The 19,625-nt window shown below is 54.0% G+C and carries 18 protein-coding genes; 4 read left to right on the top strand and 14 right to left on the bottom strand.

What is annotated here, in order from left to right; all coding sequences use genetic code 11:
• Positions 1–215 precede the first annotated feature (215 nt).
• The 13 genes from G7G_RS0114700 to G7G_RS0114640 form a co-directional block, all read right to left on the bottom strand.
• On the bottom strand, positions 216–908 hold the full coding sequence (locus G7G_RS0114700; protein WP_010442195.1) for a sugar transferase: 693 nt from the start codon (positions 906–908) through the stop codon (positions 216–218).
• A 432-nt stretch (positions 909–1,340) separates the two neighbouring features.
• Positions 1,341–1,979, bottom strand: a complete 639-nt coding sequence (mprA, locus tag G7G_RS0114695) for an MprA protease, GlyGly-CTERM protein-sorting domain-containing form (RefSeq protein ID WP_010442194.1) — start codon at positions 1,977–1,979, stop codon at positions 1,341–1,343.
• A gap of 244 nt (positions 1,980–2,223) precedes the next feature.
• Entirely contained in the window at positions 2,224–3,090 is an 867-nt protein-coding gene (gene rfbA, locus G7G_RS0114690; RefSeq protein ID WP_010442193.1) for a glucose-1-phosphate thymidylyltransferase RfbA, read from the bottom strand.
• A gap of 18 nt (positions 3,091–3,108) precedes the next feature.
• Complete coding sequence (gene rfbD, locus G7G_RS0114685) at positions 3,109–3,972, bottom strand: dTDP-4-dehydrorhamnose reductase (RefSeq protein ID WP_010442192.1); 864 nt, start codon at positions 3,970–3,972, stop codon at positions 3,109–3,111.
• Positions 3,969–5,009 carry a dTDP-glucose 4,6-dehydratase gene (gene rfbB, locus G7G_RS0114680; RefSeq protein ID WP_010442191.1) on the bottom strand — a complete coding sequence of 347 codons (1,041 nt, stop codon included), beginning with the start codon at positions 5,007–5,009 and terminating at the stop codon, positions 3,969–3,971. Before rfbB ends, rfbD begins: the two co-directional genes overlap by 4 nt.
• Positions 5,009–5,575, bottom strand: coding sequence for a dTDP-4-dehydrorhamnose 3,5-epimerase (rfbC, locus tag G7G_RS0114675; RefSeq protein ID WP_010442190.1), 567 nt, complete (start codon positions 5,573–5,575; stop codon positions 5,009–5,011). The genes rfbB and rfbC overlap by 1 nt, the downstream gene beginning before the upstream one ends.
• An 82-nt stretch (positions 5,576–5,657) precedes the next feature.
• Positions 5,658–7,310, bottom strand: coding sequence for a VPLPA-CTERM-specific exosortase XrtD (gene xrtD / locus G7G_RS0114670; RefSeq protein ID WP_010442189.1), 1,653 nt, complete (start codon positions 7,308–7,310; stop codon positions 5,658–5,660).
• Between the two features lie 185 nt (positions 7,311–7,495).
• Positions 7,496–8,332: a glycosyltransferase family 2 protein gene (locus tag G7G_RS0114665; protein ID WP_010442188.1), complete on the bottom strand. Its 837-nt coding sequence runs from the start codon at positions 8,330–8,332 to the stop codon at positions 7,496–7,498.
• Between the two features lie 4 nt (positions 8,333–8,336).
• Complete coding sequence (locus G7G_RS0114660) at positions 8,337–8,756, bottom strand: GtrA family protein (protein ID WP_010442187.1); 420 nt, start codon at positions 8,754–8,756, stop codon at positions 8,337–8,339.
• Positions 8,737–9,912, bottom strand: a complete 1,176-nt coding sequence (locus G7G_RS0114655) for an FAD-dependent oxidoreductase (protein ID WP_010442186.1) — start codon at positions 9,910–9,912, stop codon at positions 8,737–8,739. Before G7G_RS0114655 ends, G7G_RS0114660 begins: the two co-directional genes overlap by 20 nt.
• On the bottom strand, positions 9,909–10,961 hold the full coding sequence (locus tag G7G_RS0114650) for a hypothetical protein (RefSeq protein ID WP_010442185.1): 1,053 nt from the start codon (positions 10,959–10,961) through the stop codon (positions 9,909–9,911). The genes G7G_RS0114655 and G7G_RS0114650 overlap by 4 nt, the downstream gene beginning before the upstream one ends.
• The gene (locus G7G_RS0114645; protein ID WP_010442184.1) at positions 10,958–11,800 is read right to left on the bottom strand and encodes a sugar phosphate isomerase/epimerase family protein; all 843 of its coding nucleotides are present in this window, start codon (positions 11,798–11,800) and stop codon (positions 10,958–10,960) included. The genes G7G_RS0114650 and G7G_RS0114645 overlap by 4 nt, the downstream gene beginning before the upstream one ends.
• Before the next feature lie 3 nt (positions 11,801–11,803).
• On the bottom strand, positions 11,804–12,769 hold the full coding sequence (locus G7G_RS0114640) for an NAD-dependent epimerase/dehydratase family protein (RefSeq protein WP_010442183.1): 966 nt from the start codon (positions 12,767–12,769) through the stop codon (positions 11,804–11,806).
• Between the two features lie 1,019 nt (positions 12,770–13,788).
• Here G7G_RS0114640 and G7G_RS0114630 point away from each other — a divergent pair.
• The 3 genes from G7G_RS0114630 to G7G_RS23070 are packed head-to-tail and all read left to right on the top strand — an operon-like array spanning position 13,789 to position 16,940.
• Positions 13,789–14,535, top strand: coding sequence for an ExeA family protein (locus G7G_RS0114630; protein WP_238528809.1), 747 nt, complete (start codon positions 13,789–13,791; stop codon positions 14,533–14,535).
• Complete coding sequence (locus G7G_RS0114625) at positions 14,532–16,088, top strand: GumC family protein (RefSeq protein ID WP_010442180.1); 1,557 nt, start codon at positions 14,532–14,534, stop codon at positions 16,086–16,088. Before G7G_RS0114630 ends, G7G_RS0114625 begins: the two co-directional genes overlap by 4 nt.
• A 15-nt stretch (positions 16,089–16,103) precedes the next feature.
• The gene (locus tag G7G_RS23070) at positions 16,104–16,940 is read left to right on the top strand and encodes a CpsD/CapB family tyrosine-protein kinase (RefSeq protein WP_010442179.1); all 837 of its coding nucleotides are present in this window, start codon (positions 16,104–16,106) and stop codon (positions 16,938–16,940) included.
• A 65-nt stretch (positions 16,941–17,005) separates the two neighbouring features.
• Here G7G_RS23070 and G7G_RS0114615 read toward each other — a convergent pair whose 3' ends face one another.
• Entirely contained in the window at positions 17,006–17,797 is a 792-nt protein-coding gene (locus G7G_RS0114615) for a WecB/TagA/CpsF family glycosyltransferase (protein WP_010442178.1), read from the bottom strand.
• Positions 17,798–18,525: 728 nt separating this feature from the next.
• Here G7G_RS0114615 and G7G_RS23065 point away from each other — a divergent pair.
• The coding region (locus tag G7G_RS23065; protein WP_010442177.1) for a PA14 domain-containing protein at positions 18,526–19,625 on the top strand (1,100 nt) is incomplete at its 3' end.

The raw sequence follows: 19,625 nt of genomic DNA, 5'->3' as shown, positions 1-19,625 counted from the left end.
TTTGCGGCACTCGATCCCCATCATTGTGGTGCAGGAGCCTTATAACGTTAAGAAAATGTCGTATTCGAGCCTTAGGGCCGGGATATTCAGGAAAGAAGAGCGTACATCAATGGTTTCCGAATGCTCCACAATCCTAAGGTGGAAAACTCATTGCGCCAGTCCAGGGAAGCCTTGGGCTGGCGCGGCACAGCTACGCTGCAGTTGAGAATACTCGCTTAGATGCCCGTGGCTCGGACGACCACGCCAACCGTGGAGTACAAGATACCCAGATCGGTTTTGAGGTTCAAATTTCTGGCGTAGGAAGTGTCGAACTCGGCGCGACTTGCGAAGGAGGTGGCATTGCGCTCGGACACTTGCCACGACCCTGTCATGCCGGGGCGCAATGAGAAATAGGCCTCGCCCGGATACAGCTTTCGCTGTTCGGGAAGCATCGGGCGTGGTCCGACCAAGCTCATTTCACCCATCAGCACGTTCCACAACTGCGGCAGTTCATCCAGAGATGTTTTGCGAAGCGCAAGGCCGAACTGCGTGATGCGGGGATCGTTCTGCAGCTTTTGAGTTTCGTCCCATTCGCTGCGGGCCTCCGGGTTTGCGGACAGGTAATCATCAAGCATCGACTGCGCATTCGGAACCATCGAGCGCAGTTTCCACATCTTGAAAATCCGACCATCGCGGCCGACACGAGATTGAGCATAAAATGGGTTCGAGCCATCGCGCGCAACAAGAAGAGCCAACACCAAAACGATGGGTGCTACGATTGGCAAAGCCAACAGGACAATAGTCAAGTCAAGCAGGCGTTTGAATACACTGCGGTAAATTTGAGTTGTTTCGCTGGCTGCTCGACCGGCCTGTATAACAGTGCCACAGGCTCTGGAATCGGCGCGAATGTTCGTATCTTGAATAGACATATCAACCTTTAACCTTAAGCCAAATCTGGCTTCACCATTACGCTGCAATCCGTGGGGCAAAAAATATCCCTTTAGAATCGGACCGCTGCAGACACGATATACCACGAAACTGTACCACAAGTACGTGAACCAGTTTATACAGTTTTTAGCAACTTCTCAAAGCGTGAATCTGGTCCGAACGACATTTTTTCGCCTTATTTGAAGCACAATTGAGCACTTTAACTGCCATTGTTCCGTATTGTAGAAGTGCAAACAATTTTGAGTTGAGGTTCATTTCTTAACTTTCCTAAGTGCAGCAAATTGCCAATCTTTGCCTCTTTGTCTTTGAGGGTGAGCCGGGTTGTGCAATCTGATTCGCTCTGTTGGTTGTCATGTTGCTAAAAAGCCTGCCGGTCCAGGCAGGCTCTGAATTGGTTCTGAAACAAGCTGATATCAGGCAACACGCCGACGTTGACGTTGACGTATCAGGCCAAACCCAGCAAGACCGCCCATCAGCAACAGAGCTGCCGAGGGCAGTGGAACCGCAGCAACAGTTGCGCTGGAGACGACGAAATCATCGTTGGCGCCGAATGCTGCCACAGAAAATCCGCGAGCAATGGTGTTATCGCCGAAGAAGAAAGTCCTTTCATCGGTGAATGTGCCAGGCTGCCCGTCTCCGTGCACATCGACCCAGGCGTCATCGTCGTCACGCCGCCAACCCAATCTGCCTTTTCGATATGCGGTGAAGCTGGCGAACGTGACCGACACAAGCTCAACTGCGGAATCAAATGTGAAGGTCAGCCAATCGTCGCCGCGACTACCATCAATCCTTGAATTGTCGTTATACGAGCCATTATCAACACCAATCCCATTACGATGGGCCGTGATGGTTGAGAAGAGGCCGCCGTACACAGTTGAGCCAGACCAGACAGATCCGGAAATACCACCTTCATCGAAAGTTGCCGCGCGTATTCCTACACGGTCAAGGTCGCCGCCGCGAGTGCCGGTAAAATCCAAAGTTACAGGAGTGGCATTTGATGTGGTCGCTATACATGCGACGGCAGATGCAATTGCCAGAAGCCTTCTGAGCATGGCGCGAACTATCCTAACCAAGTAAATCGGTAACACTGATCCGAAATTGTCAGAGAGTAGCCGTTGTTACCATCTAAAATTTTGAATTTTGACAAAAAAGTGTCCTCTGGTGGGCGGTATCATAAGTTGAATGAACGATCAGCGCTTTGCAGGTCTTATTGTTGCCAAAAAAGCTTCAATGACTGTGATGCGATCAGACTGAATCGGAGTACTGCCCGCAGAAGACTTGGTATCGACTCAGCGATTACTTTAGAAGCAGCTCTAGATATTCACCATAAGTGGACTTAGAGAACAGCTTTGCGCGTTCGGCTAAGGCTTGATCATCGATCCAGCCATTAGCCCAGGCGATTTCGTCAAGGCTTCCGGTTTGCATGCCTTGGCGGTCGGTCAACGTGCGGACGAAATTGCTGGCATCCAGCAGTGACCCATGCGTGCCCGTGTCCAGCCACGCAAAGCCTCGACCCATGGTTTGAACGTCCAACCTCCCCTCGGCCAGGTAGGTTTCGAGTAGAGATGTGATCTCAAGCTCACCGCGCGCGGAGGGTTGGACTTGCCGAGCGCGGGCGGGCGCGTCCGCATCCAGAAAATACAATCCCGTAACTGCATAATGCGACGGTGGTATCTTGGGTTTTTCGATGATTGCGCGTGCTTTGTTTCCATCAAAATCGACCACGCCATAGCGTTCGGGGTCAGCCACGCGATAGGCGAACACTGTACCGCCCTGAACTTGCGCATCTGCAACGCGTAACAGGTCGGGCAGGCCATGGCCGAAAAAGATATTATCACCTAAGATCATCGCGGATGGCGCTCCTGCCAAAAATTCCTCTGCCAGTATGTAGGCTTGCGCCAGGCCATCAGGGGAGGGCTGTGTAATCCAAGTCAGGGACAGGCCATATTGGCTGCCATCGCCTAACAGACGCTGGAACTGATCCTGATCCTGAGGCGTGGTGATGATCGCAATCTCGCGGATATCGGACAGCATCAGAACACTGAGGGGATAAAAGATCATCGGCTTGTCATAGATCGGCAGCAATTGTTTTGAGACGGCCATGGTGATCGGGTAAAGCCGTGTGCCGGATCCACCGGCAAGAATAATACCTTTGCGTTGCATAGCTTATCCTCTCAAATACTAGTCGCTCAGGGCATTCAATTCGGCCAGAACATCGGTCAGGCCGGCTTTCCAATCGGGCTGTGGGATATTAAGTATTTCCATGAGCCGTGAACAATCGAGGCGTGAATTCAGTGGCCTTGTGGCCTGGGTCGGGTAGTCTGCGGTTTGGATATCATTGACCTGAGAAGCCAAACCCGCTTGTGAAACAATTTCACGGGCGAAATCTGCCCAACTGACATCCGGCGCGCCCGCGTAATGAAACACGCCGCCCTCGAATGCGGGGGCTGCCTTGGCGATCGCCAAAAGTGTCTCGGCAATATCAGCGGCAGGCGTTGGCCCCCCGATCTGATCTGCCACGATAGACAGCGTGTCCCGGTTTTCGGCCAACCGAAGGATGGTTTTTACAAAGTTCTTCCCATGCGCAGAAAACACCCAGCTTGTGCGCAGAATGGCGTGCCAGCCTCCGGCCTCGGCAATCCGGCGTTCTCCTTCCAGCTTGGTTCGGCCATATACCCCTAGTGGACTGGTCGAGTCTTTGATCGCGTGCGGGGTTCTGCCTGATCCGTCGAAGACATAGTCGGTTGAGATGTGCAGGAACGGCAGACCGCGCGCTGCCGCGGCGCGTGCCATGGCACCGGGCGCATCGCCGTTGATCAGCTGGGCCAAATCCGGTTCTTTTTCGGCCTCATCAACCGCTGTATAGGCGGCGGCATTGATGATCACGTCTGCATCCGCACGACGAATTATTTCAGCACAAGCGACGGGGTCGGACAGATCGGCCCGGGATCGATCTAACGCTTCGAGTGTGACACCATGCACGCCTGCACGTCTGTGCAGCTCTGACGCCACTTGACCGGTATAGCCGAAGACCAGCGCCTTCATCGCGCAATCCCGAGCCGCTCACCTACGCCGCTTCGGGTATGCAGGGCGTTGAGCCATGCGTCGTTGTCCAGATACCACTGCACGGTCTGCTTAAGGCCAGTTTCGGGTGTGAAGGTGGGGCGCCAGTTCAGCTCTTCCCGAATGCGTTTCGGATCAATGGCATAGCGGCGGTCATGACCGGGGCGGTCAGTGACAAAGGTGATCAGATCGGCATAAGGCGTCTTGCCTGGCTTCAACTGGTCCAAAATTGCACAGATCATCCGGACCAGATCTAGATTGGTCATCTCGTTTTCGCCGCCAATATTGTAGCTTCGACCCAGTTTGCCTTTTTCTAACACCAGCAACAACGCCTTGGCATGATCTTCGACATGCAGCCAATCGCGAATATTGTCACCAGCCCCGTAGATCGGGATCGGTTTGCCGGACAATGCATTCAGGATCACTACCGGGATCAGCTTTTCCGGAAACTGATAGGGGCCGTAATTGTTCGAGCAATTGGTCATAACCACCGGCAGACCGTAGGTTTCGCGCCAGGCGCGGACAAGATGATCCGAGCTTGCCTTCGAGGCAGAATAGGGAGAATTGGGTTGATAGGGGCTGTCTTCGGTGAAAAACCCGGTCTCGCCCAGCGAGCCAAAGACTTCGTCGGTTGAGATATGGTGAAACCGGAAGGTCTCGGGGCGACCTGCATCCATCCAATAGGCGCGGGCCGCTTCCAGCAACACATATGTCCCGGTTACATTGGTGTCGATAAAGGTCGCAGGACCGTCGATTGAGCGGTCGACATGGCTTTCGGCGGCCAGATGCATGATCGCGTCGGGCTGATATTTGCACAGGATCGCAGACATCGCTGAGGCATCCCGAATGTCCGCATGTTCAAACGCGTATTCAGGCGACTCTGATGCGGAAGCGACGTTATCCAGACAGGCCGCGTAGGTGAGGGCGTCGACATTTACGATCGAATGTCCATAGGCAATCGCTCGCCGAACAACGGCAGAGCCGATAAAGCCAGCACCGCCCGTGACCATAATTTTCATTAACCATCCTCAATCGTAAACGGGGACTCTATATCTCGCAAAAATGGGGCTGCTTTATCTTTATCTGATATTTTGGATTCGGCCATGTCGAGGGGCCAATTAATTCCAATATCGGGATCATCCCACCGAAGGGCGCCTTCTGTTTCCGGCGCGTAGGTGTCCGAACATTTGTAGACAATCTCTGTCTCCGGCTCCAACGTCATGAAGCCGTGGGCAAACCCGGCAGGAACCAGCAGCATCCGGCCATTCTCAAAGCTGAGTTCTGCGCCAACCCATAGACCAAAGGTCGGCGACCCTCTGCGGATGTCGACGGCAACATCAAAAAACCGCCCACGCCCGCAGCGAACCAGTTTGGCCTGAGCGCGCGGCGGGGCTTGAAAATGCAGGCCGCGCACCGTGCCTGCGGATCGGGACAGCGAATGATTATCCTGCACGAACACAGTCTCGATGCCATGGTTGACAAAGCTGTCGTGGTTGTAGGTTTCCTCAAAAAAACCGCGGTGATCGCCGAAACGCCGGGGCGTGATCAGTCGGATATCGGGGATATCAAGAAGTTTAATGTCCATTATTCCAAATTTCCCGTTTCACGGTCCTGCGGAGCGCAGCTTTGCAGCGCAGGGATAGTTGTTTGTATAGTCCGGGATTTTGTCAACGACTTAAAGGCGTTGTATCGAATGCTTTGGTACTCGGGAGTCCCGGAGAAAAACGAGGTAACTCTGACAAAATGTCCCGAGTAGCGGCGTCAAGGCGCGCCTTGGCCTGTGCCATTGCGTCGTTCTCGGTGCTCTCGATGGGCGTGATCAGGCGGATTAGGGCGCTGTCGTTACGCCCGTTGATAATCTTGCCTTTCAGAAGTTGCAGTTTCGCCCAAAATCCCGATGCGGTGCGCTGCCCCTGTTGTTCGAACCAGAAATAGACAAGCATGCGGGTCTGGCCCTGCTGGATGATCGCCTTATTCAACGTAAAGGCCTGATCCCCTGCAACCGGCGCATCAATCTGTTCCAATTGGGCAATTTCCCAACCTCCACCCGGCAGACAGACTTCTGGGGAATGAACACCCCCCTGGTTCTGATCCGCGTACCACGCCATGAACAGATCGACCTGTTGCAGATCTCCTGGTCGTTGCAACTCTGCCGAATAATAGTCATCGGCGGCGAGGATCTGCGCGACCGTTGGATCGAGCACCCGGGCCGGGCCGCTTTGCCAGTCGCCGATGCGGGTCGGAAACAGGGCAAATGGGTCGCGTACAATCGGGATGGTTGTGTCGCGCGTAGGGATGGCTGACCACAGGATCGCTACTATCATAGCCAGGATGGTGCATCCAATCAGGGCGCCCGAGGGCTGAATGTGTCGTATCCGGGCTGCCTGCTGTAACAGCCCGCTTGTGTCCAGATCCAGCGCCTCGACCAAACCCATCTTGTCACGCCGCAGAAACAGCATCAGCCACGCCAGTGCGAACAGCAACAGGATGCAGGCGACGAAGATCACCCAGCCTTCGAAGAAATGAGAAATCCCTTCGACATACTCCATGCCATACGTGTTTACGACCAGCCCGGCCAAGGCGATGCGGGCCGAGTTCATGAAAACCGCGATCGGTGCGGCGGCCAGCAAAAGAACGGCCTTGTGCCAGGTTGGGCCTCGATACAGTACCGCAAAGATGTAAGAAAAACTTAGGATCGGAAACAGATAACGCAGGCCGGAACAGGCCTCGGCCACGTGCAGCTTGTAGACCCCGAGATCGATGATGTTGCCCTGCAGAAACACTGGCACCTGCAAAAACCGCAGAAAATAAACTCCGAGTTCCGACGAAACCCCCTGCAAATATGTTGAAACCCCGTAATAAAGGCCGACGGGCAGAGGCAGCATATAAATCAGATGCAAGACCGGCGGCCAGAAGTTACGCCCGCGCTGCCATCCAAAGCTGATCAGCAATATGGCTCCGACCCAAAGGATCATTGCATAGGCGACAATATCGCCGATCTGGATCAGCTTTCCTGCAATTGCCAGGCATAGGGAAAAAGCAAACAGGATCACACCCGGTTTGCGGTCGGGCAGCGGACCGGTGATGACCGGCACCGTTTTGAGTTGCCTCAGAAACAGCAGCGCAGACAATAGCGGGATGAGCGGTCCATGGCTGTATTCAGGCAGGCTCCAGGCCTCGAACAGTTCATTGATGCCGTCCTGAAACAGAATGAATGAGGCAATCGTCATCACGATCAGCCAGAACATACCCCAGCCCGACAGGGACGAAAGGCCCGTGTTGATGCCGTTGGTTGATTGGGGAACCGTTATTTTCTCCAAAGCTCGGGAGCCTCTGTGATGAAACAAACAACTAATTAAACCTGCGGGCGCAGTGTAGCGAAAACAGCTGAAAAAGCCATGTGCTTTTGTCTGACGGCGCTCACCTTATGGTGAGCTTTGGTGCTGGAGATTTTCCAGATGAGCAAATATCTAGAAAGCTTGTTCTGACTATCGCCGGATCAGTTTTAAGGTGAATACCGCCCCAACGCGGCAGCCAGTGTTTGTTGCAGGATCTTCAACTTGCCGGAAAACCCCGCGATCTTGGTGGGGGTTTTGCCACTCTTGGGATAGCTGCGTGACACCGGAACTTCGGTGACACGCAGCCCAAGCTGCCCGGCGCGCACACTGAGATAGAACAATAGCTCATAAGCGTTGAACACGTCACGGAACGGCTGCACGGCAAGATTGAGAAGATAACTTGCAGAATAGGCGCGATAGCCGTTTGTTGTGTCTGTCAGCTTCGAGCCCGATGCCAGACTCAGCATCGGCGCGTGGATCATGCGGTTTGCCACCGTACGTTCGAGCGGCGTGTTTTTGTGGGTGCCATCCGGATGATAGCGCGAGCCCTGAACATAGTCATAGCCTTCCGACAATTTCTGCAAAAACAGAGGAACGGCATCCATGCCATCTTTCCCGTTACCATCCACAGTCACGATGCCTTGGTACCCTTGCTTCAATGCCCAAGCATAAGCCATGCGAAGTTGAGCACTGAGTTTTCCGGGCCCGGTTTTGGTCAATCGTGCGCGCACACCGACGTCGCGCAGGAAATCCTCTTCCAGCGAGCCGTCGGTCGATCCTCCATCGGCTATAATGATGTCAATTGGGTGGTTCAGCGCGGCAAGATTGCGCAACTGCCCTTGAATCCGCTTGCCCTCGTTCAAGACAGGTATCACCAGCACAGCGTCATGCAGTTTCGGGCCCAACTCTAGGCTATCGAAGTCCGGCACCTGCCAACTCGCATCGTCAACGGCGGCAAGCGATGGCGCAGCGTCCTGATATTCGGTGTCGGTACTTGGGGACATCCGATCATTCTCCAGATGTTGATTGGGGCTGATCGTCGCGTTGAAAAACCCAGTGTTTTGAAAGCAAAAAATTGGCGGTGAAAGACACGCCGACTGCCAGGCACAAGATCACCATAGGCGCTGTCTGTGCAGGAAGCAGGGCGGCCAATACCCAGACCGCTGCAGCTCGAACTGCCATGGTGACGCCAAGCGCCCCCAGATACCGAAGCCGTCGCGAGCCGGAGCCTATTGCCTTTTGCCCGGCAAAGGCCCAAAGATCGAGAACGACAAAGTTAAAGATCGCACCAAAGGCCACACCGATAACGGCGGCGAGTTCAATCGGGACACCAATCGCCAACACACTGCGCGCGGCGGCCAGATCGACGATCAGGCCAAGCGCCACCGTGGCGCCATATCGCAGAAACTCATGCCGTTTCCGTGACATGGCCGTCTCTGTCCGCAAGGATATATCGAAAGTCCGCTCGTTTCAGCGCAACATGCTGGGTGCGTAGATGGGAAAACAGATCATAAATATTGTCGATCTTACCGCCCAGCACAGATGTGACTCGACCACCGCGCGGTTCTTCGTGGACAAGAATTGGGCGTCCGTCGTCAACTTCGTTCTTTACCAGAACCGTTTTGACCTCATAGATCGAATCTCCGCCCGAAATGCCCCCAACGCAAGGCAGATACCGGGACGCGTCCAGAACCATGTGTCTGAGTCGACTTTCAGGCTCAAGCCGGGCGAAAGCGTCGTATGGTGAAACCGGTCTTGATTGATCCGTCCAACTGACATGCGGAGTGTAACGCACATGGGTCAGCGAATACTTTCCTGCCGCTGGATAGGGCATGAGCGAAAAGAACGGCCCATCCATCACCGTGACCGCATAGCCCTGCATCTCGTCGGGCGGATCAACGAGGGCAAGCTCTGTCATTTCGTGTTTAAGACGCGCCTGAGGCAGACCGGATTGACGGAGCACGTGGTTGATCTGGGCATAGGTAACGTTGAATACGTGGTCTGCAAGAATTTCGCTGCCATCCGACAAATGAACGACCGCTGCATGTGCATCTGAGTTGTCGTCGATGGACAAGACCTCGGTCCCAAGCCGCAAATCGAGATTGAGCGCATCCATCCGGGCCGCCAGTTGATTTGCCAGGACAGAGTAGTCAAAGGCAAATTCATTCGCGCGAAAAACCGCCTCGATCCGGTCGTCATCGAACAATGCGGCTTCCTGCCGCGACGCCAACGCAATCGGCGCCTTCATATTCTCGAACATTTTGCGAAATCGATTGGCAGACACTTTCGAACGTTGACGCGCCACGGCATAGAGCATCTGGAAATCAGATACGATCGCATCGGGAAAATCATTGGCGAAACGATGGCACAATTTGCGTGATTTCAACGCAGTCAACATCGAACGCGGGTAATGAAAGCCTGAGTGCAAGCGCGCCTGATTGACCCGCGATGCGCGCGTCATGATCTCGGATCCTGCTTCGACCAGAACGACATCGCGCGTAGTCGAGCGTAAAAACAGGGCCAGGCAACAACCATAGAACCCGCCGCCTATCACCAGATACTTGACTCGACGCGGCGAGGTCACGGTGCACCACCTGCCGAACGCTTATGTACTAATGCGGTTGGCGCGGGGGCTTCTTGCCGATCTTCAAGCTTTTCGGTGCCATCTGTATCGACATTGAGCGCATTCGACACGCTTTCAAACAGATCAACCGAGCTGCGCTCGGCCACCAGATAATCGACTGTACGGCCGCGTATGATCTCCATCGCTTTGCGCAAGGTCACACAAATCGCAAACAGAGCGGCACCCAGGAACGCGAGCATACCCGAAATCGAAAGCGACAGGGTGGTCCAGCCTTCGGCGATATCTGTTTTGGTGAGATATATGACCACCACATAGATCGCAAAAAGCACCGCGCTGACAAACATGAATGCAGAAAACAATGCCACGGCACTCAGCAGTGAAGGTCCCGCTTCGGTCACCATCCGCAGTAGCAGGTCAGACCGGCTGGTTGTGCGCGCCACCCAGGTGGATTCGTGAACTGTTACGGCACCTTTGACGTCGGGTGCGCGCCGAAGCACCGTCAGTGAGTTGTCCCGAGGCGGGAAGCGCAGGGCCAGCACGGGGTTTGCATCGTTGAGCAGGCGATTCAGGGCCGTACGCGGTATTGTGATGGTCTGCATGTCGCGGGTGCTGGCCTGAAATCCGCTGGCACGGCCAAGAATTGCGATGAAAGGTTCGGCCATCACCATGGCCTTGCGCTGACCCAAGACAACAGCGTTGTAGTCCTGTGCTTCGTCGATCATTGCGGGAATATCGAAGCTGTTCACCTCGTTCACCGAGGTGATTACCACAAAGTCTCCGATCGCTTCCGAGGCGGCAATGACCCGGCGTTGACTGTTGTCCAACCCGCGTACCACCGACAGATAGCGTACGTTCGGGACCGTGATCAGCGCCTCTTCCATGGCAGTATCGTAGCCGGTTTCGTTGACGACGAGTATTTCCCAATAGCGGTAGTTGTTCTTTAATATTTCCGCAGTCGCCGCAATATGCGGAACCGCAGTGTCGGGGACGTAGGCGTCTGTGAAGCATACAGATATCAGGATGTCGTCGCGCAGCTTCGGTCCGCTCATGGGTCACCTCCGCTGAGATGACGTGCCGCCGACAGGTTGCTAAGCGCCGCATCCAGACCGGTAAGCCCATCTTCGGGCCGGCGCATCTCGATCGAAACCGCGCGCTGGTATCCAAGTGTGTGTAAGGTGTGCAGCACCAGTGCCGCATCTTCCGGGCTTGCAGGTGCGGGGGCGAGAAACGGTTCGCTGATATGGACATGGCTGAGCGTCGGGCCCGCCGCAGTCAACTGATCCTTGACCCGATCAAATGTGCCGGTCAGCAGCGTCGCACCAACGTCGAAATTCAGCATGATTGCAGCATGATCAGCGCGTTTCACGAAATCAAGCGTTTCATCGGGTGTTATCAGGAAATTGGTGTCATATTCGCCGGGGTTGCACTCCATCGCGATTATTGTGCCCGCAGCTGCGGCGGCGTCAGCAAGCGGTGTCAGAATTTCGATGGCCCTGTCGACAGCAGCGTCCGGTTGCATTTCCGGTGGTCGCTGGCGCTGTTTGGGTGAGCCCATCACAAGATTGGGTATCTCGAGCCGTCCTGCCAAAGTGATTGCGCGTTTCAATCCCCGTTCAAAGGCCATCCGTCCAGTATCTTCGCCTAATAAATCGGCGCCTTCGACTCCGAAAAGCAGAGACTGCATCGAAACGATCTTCAGCCCGAATTCTTCAAGTTCGCCCCGAACTGACGCGATCTGGGCATCAGTTGGCTCGAACGGGTCGTCTGCAGTGTTGAACAGTAGGCCAGGGGCGATCTCTAGCCCAGTAATGCCCTCAGCCTGTAGCCTGGCATAGACGTCGCGGCGATCATCTGCGGTCCAGGCGATATTTGAAACGGCATATTGCATTGCTCAACCTTCCATCGAGGCTGAGAAGAAACTGGTCAGTGCCGCCAGTACGTCATCGCCGGAGCGATTGTATGGACCGTCTTGGCCGAAAAGCCCAGCGTGTTGAGTGCGCATGTCTTCCTGGTGAAGTTTTCCGGCAGTTTCGGGCATGTTCCGTCCGATGAGGGCGCGATGAACTTCGGATGCCATAAGCGGTTCTGGCGCAAGGTGCAGAACATCCAGCCCGGCCTCCAGCGCAAGGTTGATGTCCGAATTCAGTCGCGTCATTTCATAGAACTGATAGGTGGTTTGGCAGTTGTGGAACATGACGGCGTTAATGCCAACGTGATCCGCCTCGGCCGTCAATTCAGCCCGATCCGGCAATGCTGCTAGTGCAGCACGATCGATCACGTACATACCAACTGCATCATCGGCGGAGTAAATTTTACCTAACGTTGGGGTCAATGAGGCCGGGAGCTGGGTTTCCAGCTTTTCATAAGCGGCCGAATTCAGCATGGTGGGCATGGGATTCATCAGGTCGAAGATGAAGTTCTTCATCAAGCCGGGCCCGAACAAGGCTGGTAAGCGAACGATTAGGCATTGCGGGAAATGGGCCTGACAGGCTTGCTCTAGCCTTCTGCGGTTGACGCCATAGGCGACGGTTTCCTGATAATTTGCATTAGTTTCAGTATATCCGCCATCGAAACGGTCCAGTACGGCGATTGTTGAAATCAGCACAAATCTGCGCGCTTGCATCCGTGAAAGCGAGGCGATCAATGCATCAATGCGTTGGGCGTCGCGGTCCGGATACTTGTTGGCCTCAAACATCGAACCGGGCGCGGCAGCGCAATATAGCGTGTCAAATCTCTGGCCTTCGGCGTTTTGCACGGTGCGAGAGTTAAACCTATGCGCATCCGGCAGAGCTCGCGCGAGGGTTGAACCAACAAAGCCAGAGTGTCCCAGAATGCCGATATCGAATTGTAACGCCATGGTCAGATTGTCTCCAATCGGCTTTTTTACTCATTACTTACATCGCGGACGGACCGCAGCGATACACAATAAACCAGAGCCCGGTAAACTTGGACCAGCCAGATGGCTGACCCCTGGGCCCCGTTGACGATGATGCCAGAGCAATCGGACACCGCCAAAAGTGGAGTAAGCCCCGGTTTCGAGTCTGTCAAAGAGAAAGAACCGGCCGGTAACCCCGTTCAGATAGCGCCTTTTCGGAGATTCTACCAAGTTGGCTAAGCAGAAGCTTTAGCCCGGACAACTCTCACACTGTATCGAGCGCTGACTCGTCGAGCGCTCGAGTTCTTCACAATAGCGGCATCAGGTCGCGATTGTTTCCAATGCGCGTCGAAAATTCATTGGCGAATCTGAATAAAATTCAGCTGCTCTGCCCGACATGCAGGCTCCAAATTTGCAGCCATTTCAGTCGATGAGTCTGACCGCAGATGCCAGTGAAGCAACCTTTGCAAATGAATTACGGCACATTACGACGCTTTGCGTGGGTGCGTCATGGTCTGTTCTCGACGCAAAAACCCTTGAAATGCTGAAGCAAACGTTCACTTTGCACATACTCGGGTTGTGCTATGCTGAAGTGCGAGGGAATTCTGAGACAATGACGGGGATTCGGGATTGATATCTTAATACTCATCCCCGCAGGATGACTGGTCTTGTACGCGTTGCCCGAAAAACCGCTTAAGTTGTGGCCTAAATCACATGTGTTTGCTACGAGAGGTGGTAAGTAAATAGTAGCTGTAGTTTAGAGTGTAGCGCTAAAAAGTCTGAATTCCCGAACCACTATGGGGATATCCGAGAGTTCGGATATGTTGGCGCAAGTAAATGAGTACGAGGATTTGAATATTCGTCCCAGCCAAACACCGAGCGACAACTCTAGTTCGCTTGACATCTACTCCGCTCACTTCGGGTTAACCGAGCGGCCTTTTTCCCTGTTACCCGACCCGGAATTCATTTTCTGGTCGAAAGCTCATCTTCAGGCGTACACGATGCTGGAGTACGGCATCCTGACACGAGCGCCGATCACCCTGATTACCGGCGATGTGGGGGCTGGCAAGACAACGCTGTTGCACCATCTTCTGAAAAGCGTCGGGAGTGATGTGAAGATCGGCTTGATCTCAAACGCCCACGGCGATCGTGGCGAGCTGTTGCGCTGGGTCTTAATGGCGTTGGATCAGCCCGCCCCTGCTGATGCTACCTATGTCGACCTCTTTGCCAATTTCCAGGCCCATTTGATTGAGGAATATGCCAAAGGTCACCGGGTGATCCTGATATTTGACGAAGCTCAGAACCTGACATCTGAATCGCTGGAAGAGCTCAGGATGTTCACGAACATCAATTCAAACAAGGATGAATTGTTGCAGTTGGTCCTGGTTGGACAACCCGAGCTACAGGAAATCATCCGTCGCCCAGAAATGCGTCAGTTTGCGCAACGCGTGGCGTCGAGTTTCCACTTGAAGTCAATGGATAAGAAAACAGTGCGCAAATACGTGGCACACAGACTTGATGTAGCAGGGGCCGAACGCAATTTTTTCAGCCCGGCCGCAACCGATCAGATCTACGAGTCCACAAAAGGAGTGCCGCGTTTGGTTAATCAGCTTTGCGATCTGTCGATGGTTTATGCCTTTACGCGAGGCCGCAAAGGCGTCGTGCAGCACACGGTAGAGATGGTCCTCAACGATGGTGCCTTTTTCGCCGCGAGTTTGGATTCGGACAAAAACGGCCTGACATCATGACGAACGATATCCGGTTTTACCTTTCTTTGGTGTGGCGCAGGCTCTATTTCATTATCCCTATCATTGTGTTTTGCACACTTGCTGGCATTTACGCGGCATTTATGCTGCCGCCGGTTTACAAAGCCCAATCTCGGCTGGTTGTGGAATCCGCGCAGATCCCGGGAGATCTTGCCTCAACAACCGTGCAGGCTAGCGTCGTCGAAATTCTGCAGGTTATCCAGCAACGGGTTATGGCAAGGGCCAATTTGCTGGAATTGTCGCGCCGCTTTGGCGTGCATGACGACCAACCAAATTTGACATCGGACGAAATCGTCTGGGATATGGAAGAACGGATTGAGCTTCAGTTACCATTTGATACCCGAAATCAGGCCGCATTTGTGACAGTATCTTTTGCGGCGCCGGATGCCGAGAATTCGGCCCGGGTTACCAACGAACTGGTCACGCAGATCCTGCAAGAGAACGTGGCAATGCGCACAGGTGTTGCGGCGCAAACGCTGGACTTTTTTGTGCAAGAGGTGGCTCGTTTGGATGGTGAAATGGCAGAGCAAAACCGCAAGATTCTTGAATTCAAAGAGGCGCATAAAGATGCCTTGCCGGACAGCCTGACCTATAGCCGTGAACGCCAGTCCTCGTTGCAGGAACGTATATTGCAGTTGGATCGCGAACTGTCGGGTCTGCGCGACCGTCGTTCCCGGCTTGTTGAAGTCTACGAACGGACTGGGCGTTCGGACCTGGCCGGTGAGAGCCTGACGCCGGAACAGCGCCGTCTGCGGCAATTGCAGGACGAGCGGGCCTCGGCTCTTGTAATCTATTCATCTGATCATCCGCGCATTCGGTCGCTGGACGGTCAGATCGCGGCGTTGGAGGCGGCCAATATCCAATTGGGTCTTGGCACTGAAACGGCACCCAATTTCACAGCGTTCGACCTCCAAGTTTCCGATATCGATGGGCAGATCGATTTCATCGAGGCTCAAAAAACCGACATCAATACCGAACTGGAATTACTGGCCCAATCCATCGAGGCCACGCCAACTAATGCGATTGCCCTTGGCACGCTCGAGCGGGACTATGATAATCTGCAATTGCAATACACTCAGGCGACGGCCAGCCTCGCTGAGGCTCGCACCGGCGATCAAATCGAGGCGCAATCTCGCGGCCAGCGCATCACCGTGACAGAACATGCCACTGTACCGACGTTCCCAGCGGAACCTAGTCGCAAAAAAGTTGCAGCCATTGGGATGGCCGCCGGTTTGGCGTTGGCAGGGGGGCTGTTCGTACTACTAGAGGTCCTCAATTCGACGGTACGTAGACCTGTCGATATATCCTCGCGTCTTGGCGAACCTGTTTTTGGAACTGTGCCATATATGTGGACGAGACGCGAGATCGCTATCCGTCGCAGCATGATTGTCGCTGGGCTGTGCCTTCCGATCGTGGGTGCAGTTGCGGCTTTGTATCTCATTCACTTATATTACTTGCCACTTGATCTTGTTATCGAAAAGGTCGCCGAAAAGCTTGGCGCGACATATTTGCTTGATCGGTTGAATTTGGGATAACGGGACACGAAGGTTATGGAACGTATTCAAACTGCCATCCAGAAAGCCCGCGAAGCGCGGAGAGTTTCTGATGCAGATAAAAAGGAGCAGACCTCCGCGCCGACGCCGGTCGAAACACTGCAGCCAGAGGGGTCTCCTGCTTCACTTAAGGAAAAGCTGTGGGCAGACCTGCCCAAGTATAAATTGAATCCGAAGCAGTTGATGCGGGCACGTATTTCCGGCCACGAGGCGACTACAGAATCTGTATCCTTCGATGTGTTGCGCACACGTATGATGCATCAGATGCAAAGCAATAACTGGCGCCGGGTCGCAATCGCATCGCCCGGTTCTGCCTGTGGCAAGACAACTCTGTGTCTGAATCTAGCTTTTAGCTTTGCGCGTCAGCGAAATACCCGGGTGATATTGGTCGATCTCGACCTGCGCCGCCCATCGATTCACAAGTTGCTGCAAACAGGTGAATATCACTTTGCTAAAGCGTTGGAAGGTGAAAGTCAGCCAGAAGATCACATCGTTTGCTATGATGAAAAGTTGGCTTTTGCTCTGAATAGCCACTCGGTCCCGGAGTCAGCCGAGTTGCTTCAGGACAAAGATGCGGCCCATGTCATTGATCGGATGGAAGAGCGGTATCAGCCCGACATCATGTTATTCGATACGCCCCCCATGCTGACCTGCGACGATACATATGCCTTTCTAGATCAGATTGACTGCGTGCTTCTGGTGGCCGCTGCGGAAAATTCTACCGCTGAGGAGCTGGAGAAGTGCAAAGACGAGATTTCGGCACGCTGCAATCTCTTGGGCGTGGTATTGAATAAATGCCGTTATCTCGAAACGCTGGATAAATACGGCTACTGACGATTGTTGTCAGCAGGTGTGGGGGCGCCCGGGCTTGAGCAAGACAATGTCCGCTGGCGCGAGATTCAACGCGTGAAACGCGCCCACAAGGCCTGCCACGACAACTTTGGCAAGATGACCAAACACCGCCCGTAGCGCGTTGCCAAACGAACCGGGTGGCTAACCATGCGCCAGACCCATTCCAAGGCCAGTTTGCGAACCCAGGACGGTGCCCGTGTCTGGCTGCCCGCGATAAAATCAAGCCCAGCCCCAATCGAGACAAAACCGCAGGCTGGTGCAAGCTGCGCCCCGCGGACCGCCAGCATTTCTTGTTTGGGCGCACCAAGGGCCAAGAAGCACAGGCGCGCACCTTCCGTGTGGATTGTTTCAAGATAGGTGGCAACTTCGGGCCCATCGGGATCAAGCCCAAAGGGGGGCGCAATCTTTGTCACGACGCGGAGCCCGGGATTATCCTTTTCCAGTAGGTCCGCTGCGCGATCCAACGTGTCCTGAGTTGCCCCCAGCAGTGCGACGGATATGTCGTGCTCGGCGGCCAGCCGCGCGAGCGGGGCGATAAGGTCTGAGCCGGGCATCAGTTCGATGGATCGTCCCGCCAGACGCGACAGCCACACAATGGGATTGCCGTCAGCGACGACGTGAGTGTGCGCAATATAGGCTGAATGAAACTCGGGCATCTGACGCATCTTCACGATGTGGTCCAGATTCAACGTGGCCAGCGTAAAGCCTTGCCCTTTATCCCAGCAACTGACGATACTTTCAAAAAGTCCTGCTTTTGTTGGCTGACTGACCAGCGACAGAAACTCCGGGCCTTGCGCTGTTTGTTGTGTCGCAATGTCAGTTTCGGAATTCACAAACACTATTCCACTCTTATTGAACCAATGACCTTTGATGGCTCAGCAATGTGTTGTTGTCTATTGTTAGTTGCTGGCTTTTGCTGGAGCGGCCAAAATACGTTTATTGTTCCGGCGGTTTTTACAAAGCGATTCAAAGTTGTCACGCAGTGGGCCCAAAAAACCGGTAGTTGAAAAGCTAGGGCATGTTTCCCGCGTTGGGCAGTGTACTGCTGCCAACTTACATGAAGATTCTATGAAAAAATTAATGAAATTTGGGCGGCGATAGGCGCCAAACGGCCTGTGCGCACGGAAAAATCGGCGTCTTGGGCATAAATTCGGCGAAAAATAGGGCGCGCTCGGCAATGTCCCGCTTGCGTTTATGGCATTCAGTATTTCTGGGTTGTGGGCAATTTGCCCCCTGAGTATGCCATTGTTCAGGGATGGTGAACTAGTACTTCGTTGCGTTTAAACGACCATGATTCCCGGGGGTTACGGACCGCTGGGCACAATAGGACTATGTGTGAGAGATGGCTTGCAGCTGGGCAAAGGCCCCTAAAACAATGACTGCGATTTCGCGGCTATTAGCTATTCCTTATCAAAAGAGTACTCAGAATGGACACAATTCCGCCGTGGATATGTTCATTTGCCAGAGTCCCGCCGCACTTTCGCCTTTGTGTCTCCGTACCCCGTAATCGCCACCACATCAATTGGAGCCAAATTCGGCTTTTGTTGCCTGAACCAAGGATAACGTCATGAGCAGTATCGATATTCGGAATTTCGGGATCCCAACTCAAGGCTTGGGTTTCGTCGCAGAATATTACGTTTTGCCTAATTGGGTTTCCAGCCTGAGTGAAATTGACTTTGACAGATCGCCCGATGCGGTCGAGATCGCAACAGAATTGGATGCGGTGTGGTCCTATGACGCTTTTTGGGATGGGGGACCTCAGGATTCCTTCGCCGCGCGCTACACTGGAAGCCTCAATGTGATTGAGGATGGCGTTTACACCATCCATTTGACGTCGGATGACGGTTCGGCGCTCTATGTTGATGGCGAGTTGGTCATCAACAATGACGGTAACCATGGCGCAAAACTGGTTCCGGTTTCGCTGGAATTGAGCTCGGGTGCTCATGAAATTGAAGTCCGCTACTTTGAAAGTGGCGGTGCGCAAACGCTAAAGCTGGAATGGAGCGGACCCGATACTGATAATGAACTGCAACTGATCGACTCCAGTGTAGTTAACTATTCCTTGCCGGCGGATACCGACGCGGCAAATGAGGGCACCGACAGCGTAGCGGCCAGCGCAGAGGCTGCGCCGGATACTGTAGCCGAGGCGACGACTAATCCCGGTCTTGAAGCTAAGTTCGTCAAGATTAATCGTGGGGATAAGACGTTGGATCAGATCAATTTTGACGCTGACCCGATTGCCGAACAGATCTTGACCGAGGTTAACTATGAAAAGAGCAGAAAAGCGTGGTGGGAAGATGGCCCACGCAGCCGTTTTGCTGCAGAGATAACGGGCCAGCTAAACGTTGAAATGGCGGGCGAGTACACGATTTATCTGGAATCGGATGACGGTTCAGCTTTGTCTCTGGATGGCGTGCAGATCATCGACAATGACGGACGTCACGGGACCACCGAAATCCACGAGACTCTGTTTTTGACCGCGGGATCCCATGATCTTGAGCTTTTGTATTTCGAATACTCAGGTGCACAGACGCTGAGGCTGCTGTGGAGCGGTCCGGATACGGATGGTGCCAAAGTGCCGATTAGTGGCAACAGCTTGAGTCATGGCGAACCTGCCGCTGCCCCCGTTGCGGATCAGGATAACACCGATCAAGGTGGGCATGACGA

Source organism: Ruegeria conchae, assembly GCF_000192475.1.
Taxonomy (GTDB): Bacteria; Pseudomonadota; Alphaproteobacteria; order Rhodobacterales; family Rhodobacteraceae; genus Ruegeria; species Ruegeria conchae.
The sequence above is the reverse complement of the archived record's forward strand: the minus strand, read 5'-3'. Positions and strand labels throughout refer to the sequence as shown.